The sequence below is a fragment of the Mesorhizobium sp. M0145 genome, from assembly GCF_040322355.1.
Classification (GTDB): domain Bacteria; phylum Pseudomonadota; class Alphaproteobacteria; order Rhizobiales; family Rhizobiaceae; genus Mesorhizobium.
The window spans coordinates 1-11,851 of the sequence record NZ_JAMYTK010000003.1 but is presented as its reverse complement, the minus strand read 5'-3'; the positions used below and the strand labels follow the sequence as shown (position 1 = coordinate 11,851).

Annotated in this window: 12 protein-coding genes; 2 read left to right on the top strand and 10 right to left on the bottom strand. The window is 63.5% G+C overall.

All coding sequences use genetic code 11. The annotated features are described in order from the left end of the window. The first annotated feature begins 61 nt into the window (after positions 1-61). Positions 62-643 carry a histidine phosphatase family protein gene (locus tag NKJ28_RS07070; protein ID WP_352635032.1) on the top strand — a complete coding sequence of 194 codons (582 nt, stop codon included), beginning with the start codon at positions 62-64 and terminating at the stop codon, positions 641-643. A gap of 14 nt (positions 644-657) precedes the next feature. Here the strand turns inward: NKJ28_RS07070 and NKJ28_RS07065 are convergent, their stop codons facing one another. The 9 genes from NKJ28_RS07065 to gcvA all read right to left on the bottom strand — a co-directional run bounded on the left by NKJ28_RS07065 (position 658) and on the right by gcvA (position 10,768). Beyond that, on the bottom strand, positions 658-2,244 hold the full coding sequence (locus NKJ28_RS07065) for an FGGY-family carbohydrate kinase (RefSeq protein WP_352619426.1): 1,587 nt from the start codon (positions 2,242-2,244) through the stop codon (positions 658-660). Continuing rightward, complete coding sequence (locus tag NKJ28_RS07060; protein ID WP_352588650.1) at positions 2,241-2,924, bottom strand: HAD family hydrolase; 684 nt, start codon at positions 2,922-2,924, stop codon at positions 2,241-2,243. Before NKJ28_RS07060 ends, NKJ28_RS07065 begins: the two co-directional genes overlap by 4 nt. A gap of 15 nt (positions 2,925-2,939) precedes the next feature. Continuing rightward, the gene (locus tag NKJ28_RS07055; protein ID WP_352588653.1) at positions 2,940-4,418 is read right to left on the bottom strand and encodes a mannitol dehydrogenase family protein; all 1,479 of its coding nucleotides are present in this window, start codon (positions 4,416-4,418) and stop codon (positions 2,940-2,942) included. A 71-nt stretch (positions 4,419-4,489) separates the two neighbouring features. Continuing rightward, positions 4,490-5,260 carry an L-iditol 2-dehydrogenase gene (locus NKJ28_RS07050; protein ID WP_023676990.1) on the bottom strand — a complete coding sequence of 257 codons (771 nt, stop codon included), beginning with the start codon at positions 5,258-5,260 and terminating at the stop codon, positions 4,490-4,492. Beyond that, positions 5,257-6,261 (bottom strand): ABC transporter ATP-binding protein, encoded by a 1,005-nt coding sequence (locus tag NKJ28_RS07045; protein ID WP_023676991.1) that lies wholly within the window; start codon positions 6,259-6,261, stop codon positions 5,257-5,259. The genes NKJ28_RS07050 and NKJ28_RS07045 overlap by 4 nt, the downstream gene beginning before the upstream one ends. A gap of 51 nt (positions 6,262-6,312) precedes the next feature. After that, entirely contained in the window at positions 6,313-7,137 is an 825-nt protein-coding gene (locus tag NKJ28_RS07040) for a carbohydrate ABC transporter permease (RefSeq protein WP_023676992.1), read from the bottom strand. Positions 7,138-7,344: 207 nt separating this feature from the next. Continuing rightward, positions 7,345-8,217, bottom strand: coding sequence for a carbohydrate ABC transporter permease (locus NKJ28_RS07035; RefSeq protein ID WP_023676993.1), 873 nt, complete (start codon positions 8,215-8,217; stop codon positions 7,345-7,347). Positions 8,218-8,331: 114 nt separating this feature from the next. Further along, positions 8,332-9,642: an ABC transporter substrate-binding protein gene (locus tag NKJ28_RS07030; protein ID WP_352634758.1), complete on the bottom strand. Its 1,311-nt coding sequence runs from the start codon at positions 9,640-9,642 to the stop codon at positions 8,332-8,334. Positions 9,643-9,856: 214 nt separating this feature from the next. Beyond that, positions 9,857-10,768, bottom strand: coding sequence for a transcriptional regulator GcvA (gene gcvA / locus NKJ28_RS07025; protein ID WP_352634756.1), 912 nt, complete (start codon positions 10,766-10,768; stop codon positions 9,857-9,859). Between the two features lie 110 nt (positions 10,769-10,878). Between gcvA and NKJ28_RS07020 the strand changes: the two genes are divergently transcribed. Next, positions 10,879-11,064, top strand: coding sequence for a hypothetical protein (locus NKJ28_RS07020; RefSeq protein ID WP_254815832.1), 186 nt, complete (start codon positions 10,879-10,881; stop codon positions 11,062-11,064). A gap of 75 nt (positions 11,065-11,139) precedes the next feature. On the opposite strand, the gene NKJ28_RS07015 is transcribed toward NKJ28_RS07020, so the two are convergent. Then, positions 11,140-11,851: sugar-binding transcriptional regulator (locus NKJ28_RS07015; protein WP_352634754.1), on the bottom strand; the 712-nt coding region annotated here is incomplete at its 5' end.

Here is an 11,851-nt window from a genome sequence, read left to right as displayed (position 1 = left end):
AGGCTATTGGAGAGGCTATGGAAGCCGCTATGGTCGCGGCAGAATCCATTTGAAAGGCAGCCTGATGAGCGCGTTTCCCGAAATCTATCTGGTTCGGCATGGCGAGACGGAATGGAGTGCGTCCGGAAAACATACCGGCCGAACCGACATACCGCTGACGCCGGCCGGCGAGGAAGCGGCAAGGCGGATCGCTGAGCGGCTCAAGGGCCTGTCCTTCTCGGCGGTGTGGTCGAGCCCGTCGCAGCGCGCCTTCAACACCTGTGCGCTGGCCGGCTTCGGCTCGTCAGGCGTGAAGAAGGACGATCTGGCGGAGTGGGATTATGGTGCCTATGAGGGATTGACCACCAAGCAAATCCTCGCCGAGCGCCCCGGCTGGCGTCTCTTTCGCGACGGCTGCCCGAGCGGCGAGTCCGCCACGGATGTCGGCTCGAGGGCGGACCGGATCGTCAGCCAGTTGCGCGAGGTCGGCAGCAATGTCCTGGTCTTCTCAAGCTCGCATTTCCTTAGGGTGCTGGCCGCACGCTGCCTCGGCCTGCCGCCGCAAGCCGGCGCGTTTTTCGTGCTGGATACCGCCGGCATAAGCGTGCTCGGTTATGAGCACGACCTTGACGAGCCGGTCATCCGGCGCTGGAACCAGAGATAGCAACCGATCCCGATTTATCGGATCGCGTCCAGCGCCTGCCTTTGCCTGTGCATTTCGAGAAACACGCGGTAGTCGCGATCGAACCGGCCGGCGGCAGCCGGATTGGGCTCTCGCGTCCTGCCGCCCTGTTGCATGGCGACGCAGGCAGCGTTCAAATCGGGAAAAAGCCTGGCCGCGGTGGCGGCAATCATGCCGGTGCCGAGCAGCACCGCTTCATCCGCCAGCGGCTCGACCACCGTGCAGCCGGTGGCATCGGCATAGAGCTCCATCAACAGCGGGTTCTTGGTGTGGCCGCCGGTGACGTGCAGCGTGTCGATCAGATAGCCGTTCTCGTTCAGCGCTTCCAGCACATGACGGACGCCAAGCGCGATGCTGACGGCGGTGCGCCAGTAGAGCTTGCACAGACTGTCGAAGGAGGCATCCAGCGTCAGCCCGCTGATGACGCCGACGGCATGCGGGTCGGCGAGCGGCGAGCGGTTGCCGTGGAAATCGGGCAGTACGTGCAGCCTTGCGGCGAGGTTGTCGCCCTCGGCGGCGCGCAGCTCGGCGACGCGGTGGGCAATCCTGGCATGCATGGCGGCATCCGGCTCGCCGCCGGCGCCATGCCAGCGGATGATGTGGTCGAGCAGCGCGCCGGTGGCCGACTGGCCACCTTCCGACAGCCACAGGCCGGGAAGGGCTGCGCCATAATATGGGCCCCAGACACCGGCGAAAGGCTGCGGATCGGGCGACATCGCCATGACGCAACTCGACGTACCTGCAATCAGGGCCAGATGGCGGCCGATGTTCGTCGCGTCACCGGCGAAACCGCCGAGCACGCCAAGCGCGCCGGCATAGGCATCGATGACGCCGGCGCCGACCCGGCATTTTTCGGTGAGGCCAAGCTCCGTCGCGGCTTGCGCGCCGAGCGGGCCGATATCGGCACCGACCGGGCTTGCCTTTTCCGGCAGGTTGCCGTGCTCAAAGATATCGCCGAGCCCGACGGCTTCGAAGAAGTCGCGCCGCCAGCCGGTCGCTTCATGGGCTAGATAGGTCCATTTGGCGGTCAGCGTGCATTGTGAACGGGAGAGCGAGCCGCTTGCCTTCCAGGTGAGGAAGTCGGTGAGGTCGAATAGATAGCCGGCTTCGTTCCATGTTCCGGGCAGGTTGCGCTTCAGCCACATCAGCTTCGGCGTCTCCATTTCCGGCGACATGACGCCGCCGATATAGTCGAGCACAGCGTGGCCGCTTTCAGTGCATTCGTCGGCCTCGGCAATTGCGCGATGGTCGAGCCAGACAATGGTGTCCCAGCGCCTTTCACCAGTGACGGACACGCTGAGCTGGCCGCCATGCCGGTCTCGCACCACCAGCGAGCAGGTGGCATCAAAGGAGATGCCGACGATATCCTCGGCCCGCACGCCCGCCTTTTCGCGGGCAGCGCGGACGGCCATGCACACCGCCGACCATATATCCTGCGAATCGTGCTCGGCATGGTCGGCCTTCGGCTGTTGCATGGCGATCGGGTGCTCGGCGCGGCCGAGCAAGGCGCCACCGGTGTCGAGAATGCCGGCACGAGCGCTTCCGGTGCCGACATCGACCGCGCAAACGAAACTGTTGGTCAAGGTGTTCTTGCTCTCGCTCCCAGGCCTGCAATCAGATCGGGCAATTGCAGCATGTCAGCGAATATAAAGTCCGGCTCACTCGACGCAAGCCGCGCTTTCAATGCCGGGTTGCCGGTGTGCGAGCCGCCGGTGAAGGCAAGGACGCGCATGCCGGCCGCCCGCGCCGCCTCGATGCCGGCCGGGCTGTCCTCGACGACGAGGCAGTTTCGCGGGGCCGCTCTCATTTTATCTGCTGCGTGGAGAAAGAGATCGGGCGCCGGTTTGCCCCGCGCCACCATGGCGGCGCTGAACAAATGCGGCTCCAGCAGCCCAAGCAACCCGGTGACGGCGAGCGCATAGCGGATGCGTTCCAGGGTGCCGGAGGAGGCGACGCAGCACGGTACGCCGAGCCTCGGCAGGACCTGTGCGATACCTGGCATCGGTTTCAGCTCCTCGCGGAATCTGCGCATCAGTTCGGAGCGCATCTCGGTCAGATGCTGGTCGGTGAGATCGAGCCCGAAGTCGCTTGCGAGGATTTCGCGGACGCTCTTCATGCTCTTGCCGAGGAAGTGCTCGTAGGCAATGTCCTCGCTGACGTTGCCGCCGGCAAGCGCGATCATCTCCAGCAATGCCGAGACGGACAGCATCTCACTGTCCACCAGCACGCCGTCACAGTCGAAAATGACTAGTTCAGGCGTCATCGCGCTGGATCGGCTTCAGAGGTCGCCGGCGAGATAGCGCGTCAGTGTCGCGCGCGCGCCGTCCGCCCACAGCAGTCTCAGCGCTTGGCCGAAGGCTTCAGCGAACGGCGGCGAGCGGCCGACATCGCCATAGATGTCCTCCATGGCAAGCCAGGCGGCAGGCATGTCCCTGGCCGCCTTGGCCGTCGCCTGCAACCGGCCCCAGTTCGGGTCGTTGGGCTCGGTGACGGCACCGGAATCCGTCGTGCCGAAGCAGTAGCGACACCAGAGCGCCGATTCCAGCGCAAGGCCGGTGACACTTTTGCCAGCCTTCAGCCGGTCGGCGATGGTCGGGATGATGAATTTCGGCTGGCGGTTGGAGCCGTCGAGGCAAAGCCGGCGTATGGTGTCGCCGATCTTCGGATTGGAGAAGCGGTGCTCGATGAGCTGGTAGTAATCTTCGAGGTCGGTGTCCGGAACCGGCGGCACGGTCGGGATGATTTCGTCATGCTCGAGCTTGTCGAGGAAGCCGCGTACCAGCGGCTCCTGCATCGCCTCATGGACGAAATGGATGTCCATCAGCCCGGCCGGATAGGCGATGGTCGCATGGCCGCCATTGAGGATGCGGATCTTCATCAGCTCATAGGGCGCGACGTCGCTGACGAACTGCACGCCGACCTTTTCCAGCGGCGGGCGGCCGTCGGTGAAACGGTCCTCCAGCACCCATTGCTTGAACGGTTCGCAAAACACCGGCCAATTGTCGTCGAGGCCGAACTCGCTGGAGAGAATGCCGCGCTCGCGGTCGGTGGTGGCCGGCGTGATGCGGTCGACCATGCCATTGGGAAAGGCAACGTTCTCGCTCACCCAGTTTGCCAAACCTTCGTCGATCAGCCGCGCAAGGCCGATGACGCCATCTGAGGTGACGTGGCCGTTATGGGGGATGTTGTCGCAGGACATAATTGTGAAGGGCACGATACCGTCGGCGCGGCGGCGCAGCAGCCCGGCGAGGACGAGGCCGAAGACGGTCTTCGGCGTCGCCCCCGGCTCAGCGTCGGCAACGATGTCGGGATGTGTCGGATTGAAGACGCCGGATGCCGGATCGATGAAATATCCGCCCTCGGTAATGGTCAGGGAGACGATCTTGATCGACGGATCGGCAAGCCGCTCGACGATTGCGACCGCATCGCCCGGCACCAGAAAGTCGATCATGACGCCGGTGACGCGCGCGCTCATATGGCCGCTGTCCTGCTCGACCACGGTGGTCAGCCAGTCCTGCTCCTGCAACTTGCCGCGGCCGACCTTCTCGCCCTCGAAGACGCCGGCGCCAACAATGGCCCAGTCGTGGCCGACACCCGAATTGAACAGGTCGTCGAGATAGACGGCCTGGTGCGAGCGATGGAAATTGCCGACGCCGAAATGCACGATGCCGGCCTTGAGCGCGGCGCGATCATATTTCGGGCCGGCGACCTTGGGCGGCAGCTTGGCGAGGATGGAAGAAGAGAGTTTCACGGTCATCTGCTTTTACCCTTTAGCGGGACGGCTCTTCCCCCCGTGGAGGAGACGGGGGGAAGAGCGCCTTCGCCCCCTCAACTCATCCACTGGCCGCCATCGACATTGTAGGTCTGGGCGACGATGTACTCGGCCTCATCGCTGGCCAGGAACACCGCCATGCCGGTGAGGTCTTGCGCCGTGCCCATGCGGCCATAAGGCACGGCTTCGCCGACCAGCCTCTTCTTCTCGCCCCTCGGCCGGTTCTCGAACTTGGCGAACAAGGCATCGACATGGTCCCAATGCTCGCCGTCGACGACACCCGGGGCGATGGCATTGACGTTGATGCGGTGTTTGATCAGATCGAGCCCTGCCGACTGGGTGAGCGAGATGACCGCCGCCTTGGTGGCGCAGTAGACGGTGACCAGCGCCTCGCCGCGGCGCCCGGCCTGGCTTGCCATGTTGATGATCTTGCCGCCCTTGCCCCGGGCAATCATCGAACGGGCGGCGGCCTGCAACGTAAACAGCGTGCCGGCGACGTTGACCGAAAACAATTTGTCGTAGCTTGTCTTGGTGATCTCGACGATCGGCGCCAGGTCGAACAAAGCAGCGTTGTTGATCAAGATATCCAGGCCGCCGGCCCTGGCTTCGACCGCCTTGACGGCCTCATCGATAGACGCGAGATCGGTGACGTCGAGCTTTACCGCGTAGGCGTTGCGGCCGATTTCCGAAGCCGTCTTCTCGGCGGCTTCGAGATTGATGTCGCCAATCGCGACCGTCGCCCCTTCGCGCATGTAGGCTTCGGCAAACGCCCTGCCGATGCCGCGCGCCGATCCGGTAATCAGCGCCGATTTACCCCGGAGCCTCATTGCAGCATCGCCTTCCCGTCGGCGCCGAAACGATGCAGCTTGGCCTTTTCCGGCGTCAGGTAGATCGTGTCGCCGTGATGGGCGGCCAACTCGCCGTCGGCACGCACCGTCAGCTGCCCGACACCATCCGCCTGGACGTGCAAAAACGTGTCGGAGCCGAGATGCTCGGCAACCCCGACCGTCGCCTTCCAGTCGCCTGACGTCTTCGAAATGTTCATATGCTCCGGGCGAATGCCGACTGTCTTGGCGCCATATTTGGCGGCCGGCGCGCCTTCGATCAGGTTCATCTTCGGCGAACCTATGAAGCCGGCGACGAACAGGTTCTTCGGCGTCTTATAGAGCTCCATCGGCGAGCCGACCTGCTCGATATTGCCGGCATTGAGCACGACGATCTTGTCGGCCATGGTCATCGCCTCGATCTGGTCGTGGGTGACGTAGACCATGGTTGTCTTGAGCTGGTGATGCAGCTCGCTGATCTCCAGCCGCATGGTGCCGCGCAGCGCCGCGTCGAGATTGGACAAAGGCTCGTCGAACAGGAAGGCGGACGGCTGGCGCACGATGGCGCGGCCGATGGCGACGCGCTGCCGCTGACCGCCGGAGAGCTGGCCGGGGCGGCGGTCGAGGTAGTTGGTGAGGTTCAGGATCCGCGCGGCGTCCTTCACCTTCTTGTCGATGGTCGCCTGGTCCTCGCCCGCCATCTTCAGCGGGAAGGCGATGTTCTTGGCCACCGTCATGTGCGGGTAGAGCGCATAGGACTGGAACACCATAGCCAGCTTGCGCTTGGCCGGCGCCTCGCCGGTGACGTCGCGACCATCGATGATGATGGTGCCGCCGCTGGTATCCTCGAGACCGGCGATCAGACGCAACAGGGTGGATTTGCCGCAGCCCGACGGGCCGACGAAGACGACGAACTCTCCGTCCTCGATGACGAGATCGAGGCCGGGGATGATGGACGTCGCCCCGAAGGATTTGGAGACGTTCTTGAGCGTGATGTTTCCCATGGTTTCCTCCCCCGAAGGGCTATCTTTTCGTTTTGCGTCAGGCGATGCCCGCTACTTTACCGCACCGAATGTCAGGCCTCGGACCAGCTGCTTCTGGCTGAACCAGCCCATGATCAGTATCGGCGCGATCGCCAGCGTCGAGGCGGCCGAAAGCTTGGCCCAGAACAGCCCCTGCGGGCTGGAGAAGGAGCTGATGAAAGCGGTGAGCGGCGCGGCCTCGGTGGTGGTCAGCCGGATCGTCCAGAACGCCTCGTTCCAGGCGAGAATGATGTTGAGCAGCATGGTCGAGGCGATGCCGGGGACCGCCATCGGCGTCAGCACATAGATGATCTCGTTCCAGAGCGATGCGCCGTCCATGCGCGCCGCTTCCAGGATCTCGCCCGGGATCTCGCGAAAATAGGTGTAAAGCATCCAGACCACGATCGGCAGGTTGATCAGCATCAGCATGACCATCAGGCCGATGCGGCTGTCGAGCAGACCGGTATCGCGGAAGATCAGATAGATCGGAAACAGCACGGCGACGGCCGGCATCATCTTGGTGGAAAGCATCCACATCAGGATGTCCTTGGTGCGTTTGCCCGGCGAAAACGCCATCGACCATGCCGCCGGTATGGCGACGAGCAGAGCCAGGATGGTCGAGCCGACCGACAGGAACACCGAGTTCAGGAAGAATTTGAAATAGCCGTTCTGCGCCTGGACCTCGGAATAGCTCTCCGTGGTTCCCGACGGGAACAGGTTGAAGCCCTGGATAGCCTCCTGCTCCGACTTGAACGAGGTGATGATCGTATAGAGGATCGGGAAGAAGATCAGCAGCGCGACGATCCAGGCGGCCGCGGTAGCAATCGTCTTGTGCTGGGTGGTGACTGCACGTGCCATGGTCAGGTCCTCCCTATCGGCGATGTTGGCGGCAGGGTCGACCCCCACTCCGGTTTGCTGCGCAAACCACCTCTCCCCCGATCGACGGGGTAGAGGAAGGGCGCGGCTTCGATGCAGGCCTTTCCTCTCTCCCGGGCAGGGGGAGAGGTGTCCCGCGCAGCGGGACGGAGTGGGGGTGGTTCAGCGCACGTGCCATCTTATCCTCCCTTATTTATCCAGGTTCTTGCCGACAGCGCGCATGGCGAAGAAGGCAACGATGTTGGCGAGAATGACGGCAATGATACCGCCGGCGGACGCCTGGCCGATTTTGAACTCCAGCAATGCCTTCTGATAGACGAGGAAGGGCAGGTTGGTGGAGGCGTAACCCGGGCCGCCATTGGTGGTGACGAGGATCTCGGCATAGACCGACAGCAGGAAGATCGTCTGGATCAGGATGACGACGGTTATGGCGCGCGACATATGAGGCAGCGTCAAATAGATGAAGCGGCTGATGAAGCCGGCGCCGTCCATTTCGGCGGCTTCCTTCTGCTCGACGTCGAGCGACTGAAGCGCGGTCAACAGGATCAGCGTAGCAAACGGCAGCCATTGCCAGGCAACGATGATGATGATCGCCAGGAGCGGGTGCTGCCCGAACCAATCGATCGGCTGCCCGCCGAAGAAGCGCGCAATATCGGCGAAAACCCCGTACTGCGGATGCATGATCATGTTCTTCCAGACCAGTGCTGCCACCGGTGGCATGACGAAGAACGGCGAGATGACAAGGATGCGGACGATGCCCTGTCCCCACATCGGCTGATCGAGCAGAAGGGCGAGCAGAATACCGCCGATCACCGTGATCAAAAGCACGCTGACGACGATGGTGAGCGTGTTGAGGATCGACTGCAGGAATGCCGGGTTGGAATAGAACAGCGCGTAGTTCGAAAACCCGACGAAGCCGTCGCGCATCGGATTGAGCGGGTTGTATTGCTGGAAGGAAAACCACAGCGTGAATGCCAGCGGCACAATCATCCAGACCAGCAGCAGCACCACGGATGGCGCCATCATGAAACGGGCAAGCGAACGGGTCTGCTGAGTAGCCATGACGGTCACCCTTCGAGGTCGGCCAAGTTTTTCAGCGGTGTGAAAGCTGGCCGCCCGAACTGGGATTCGGGCGGCCGTTGCCGGTCGCCATTGGCAACCGGCACCGGGAGGAGCTTACTTGATGTAACCGCCCTCGGTCATCGTCGCGGTGGCGGCGTCCTGCGCCTGCTTCAAGGCATCGTCGACGCTCGACTGGCCGGCAAGTGCCGCCGAGAAGAGCTGGCCGACGGTGGTGCCGAGACCCTGGAACTCAGGAATGGCGACGAACTGGACGCCGACATAAGGCACCGGCTTGACGGTCGGGTGCGTCGGATCGGCGGAGTTGATCGAGTCCAGCGTCATCTTGGCGAAAGGTGCTGCCTTCTGGTATTCGGGATTGGCATAGAGCGACGAGCGCGTTCCCGGCGGAACGTTGGCCCAGCCTTCCTTCGAGGCGACGAGCTCGGCATAGTGCTTGCTGGTTGCCCAGGATACGAACTTTTGAGCGGCGTCGGCCTTCTGCGTGCCGGCGGGGATGGCTAGCGACCATGCCCACAGCCAATTGCCGCGCTTGCCGAGGCCATTGTCCGGCGCCAGCGCATAGCCGACCTTGTCGGCGACGGTGGAGTTCTTCGGGTCGGAAACGAAGGAGGCAGCGACGGTAGCGTCGATCCACATGCCGCATTTGCCCTGCTGGAACAGCGCCAGGTTTTCGTTGAAGCCGTTGGACGACGCGCCCTCGGGGCCGTCGGCCTTCATCAGGTCGACATAGAACTGCAGCGTGTTCTTCCATTCGGGCTGGTCGAATTGCGGCTTCCAGTTCTCGTCGAACCAGCGCGCGCCGAATGAGTTCGACATGGCGGTCAGGAAGGCCATGTTCTCGCCCCAGCCGGCCTTGCCGCGCAGGCAGACGCCGTTCACGCCGTTGGCGCGGTCGGTCATCTTGTCGGCGGCCTGCTTGATGAAGTCCCAGGTCGGTGCATCGGGCATCTTGAGCCCGGCCTTGTCCATCAGGTCCTTGCGGTACATGACGAAGGAGCTTTCGCCGTAGAACGGGGCTGCGTAGAGCTTGCCGTCGACCGACAGGCCGCCGGCTATGGCCGGGATGATGTCCTTGACGTCGTAATCGTCGCCGAGCTTGTCGAGCGGCAAAAGCCAGTTCTGCTTGGCCCAGATCGGCACTTCGTAGGTGCCGATGGTCATCACGTCGTACTGGCCACCCTTGGTGGCGATGTCGGTGGTGACGCGCTCGCGCAGGACGTTTTCCTCGAGCGTGACCCACTGCAGCTGAATGTCGGGATTTTTGGCGGTGAAGTCGTCGGTCAGCTTCTGCATGCGGACCATGTCGCCATTGTTGACCGTGGCGATGGTGATGGATTCGGCATGCGCGGCGAAAGCGAGGGCGCCGGCCGAGAACAGGCCTAGGGTGAACGTGCGAAGTTTCATCAAAATTCCTCCCATAAACCAAGATGAGCATTTGCCTTGGCTGTGAGCAATTACTCACTTGCGATGAATTATGTCAAGACGGATTCGTTGCTGCAGCGCAGCACGCCGGGTCTCGTGCAGCGGCAAGCCTGGGACGTTTGCGGCATGTCTGACGAAGGATTCGGCCGGGCTGATTGGGCCCGGCGCTTTGCTATCGGGCTTGCTGGGATTCAGCCTACTGGCAAGCGATCTCGCTCAGGATCCAATCGCGGAAGGCGCGGATCTTCGGCACGTTGCGTCGTGCCGTCGGATAGACCAGCCAATAGGCGTGGCCGTCGTCTCCGACCAGATCAAAGGGCTGGATCAGGCGGCCGTCGGCAAGTTCGGTCTTGAACAGCGCCTTGGTAACGATCGCCACGCCGTGGCCGGCAATCGCGGCATTGGCCTCGTAGGCCTGCGCGCCCATGCTGGTGCCGGGACGCCTGGCCAGTTCCTCGACCGGCAGGCCGGCGGCGGCAAACCAGTCCCGCCACCAGATGTCACCCGGGTCGAGGATCGGCAGCCGCAGCAGGTCGGCCGGCTCCTTGACGCCGCCGATGCTTGCCGCGAGCTTTGGACTAAGGACCGGCGTGAAATCGGCCCTGAAAAGCATATGGGTCTCGACGCCCGGCCAGTTGCCGCCGCCGGAGCGGATGGCGATGTCGATATCCTCTCTGGCAAAGTCGACAACCCTGTTCGAAGTATCGACGCGCACCGCCAGCGACGGATGCGCGACCTGGAACGAACCGAGATGCTGCGCCAGCCAGTTGGAGGCAAATGTCAGCAGCGTCGAAACGCAAAGCAAGCCGTCGGCGCCGGTGCGCGCGGCGGCATAGGCGCCGCTCAACAGCGCGAACGCCTCGCTGACCGCAGGCGCCAGGCGCTGGCCGGGTTCGGTCAGCACGATCTGTTTTGGCTGGCGCAAGAACAGGGGCGCGCCGATGCGCTCCTCCAGAAGCTTGATCTGATAGCTTGCCGCCGCCTGCGTCATGCCAAGCTCCTGGGCGGCCTTGGTGAACGAGAGATGCCGCGCCACCGCCTCGAACACCCGGATCGCCTGAAGCGGAGGAAGCTGCGAAACCAGCTGTCGTGAATTGAGCTCCGGCATAAGCCCTCCTTATGGGCAGTGATCGACGTTTGATTGGCGGCACCGGCCGGTCCTACCGATATTCCGTATTGAAGATCAATTACGCCTAGAGATAGCGAAGGCTGACGATCATGACCACAATACAGGAAAAGCTGCTTCTTGCTCCAGCCCATGGCTGGTTTTCACGGTTGGCGCGGGGATTGGCAAGGCACGCGGCGCGGAAACGGGCCTATCTCGACGTCCGGGAGCTGCCGCCGCATCTGCAGCGCGACATGGGCTTTCTCGACGGCAACGATCCTTGCGGCCGGCACCAGTAGTGACGCTCGTTTTATCGGGGATTCAGATGCGTTTCGATTTCACATGATCGTTTCCGACCGCCAGCGGCTCGGAGATCATGCGCCCGCCAGCAAGGCGGCGGCGGTCCGCTCATCGGTGATGAGGCCGTTGACCAACCGCCGGTTGACGGCGGCGAAGATGCCCGGCAGCTTGCGGTCGCCCATGGCAAGCGCGATCACCAGCGACTTTTCGCGCGACGGCAGCGGCGCCGACGACACCCGATCATTGGTGATGCCCTCGATCATGCGGCCGTCACGATCGAATACCCAGCCGACGATCTCGGCGACGCCGCCGGCCTTCTGCAGCGCCTTTAATTCGCCCTCCGAAATGAAGCCGTCCTCGTAAAGCGGCGCCTTCGGGCCGAGATCGCCGATGCCGACAAAGGTGACGTCGGCCTCGGCCGCAAGCGCCAGCGTCGGCTGGATCATCGGCTGGCTGAGCAGCATCTCGCGCTCCTCGGGCGAGGAAGCGATGACCGGCAAAGGCATCGGAAACGAACGCGCCTTGACCCTGTCGGCCATGGTGAAGATGACGTTGTAGAAGGCCGCCGAGCCGTCCGGCGAGATGTTGCCGGTCAGCGACACCACTTTGTGCTGCGGGCATTCCATCGGCGGCAGTTGCTCGATCGCGGCCTTCAGCGTGCGGCCGGTGCCCCTAGCCCAGACGCTACGCCCCCGCGCCCCCCGCCCCCCGTCGAAAACCGCCCCCGCCGCCGCCGGGCCGGCGCAGGCGGGGGTGGGAGAAGTAGGGTCGCACGGCCCCACCGCG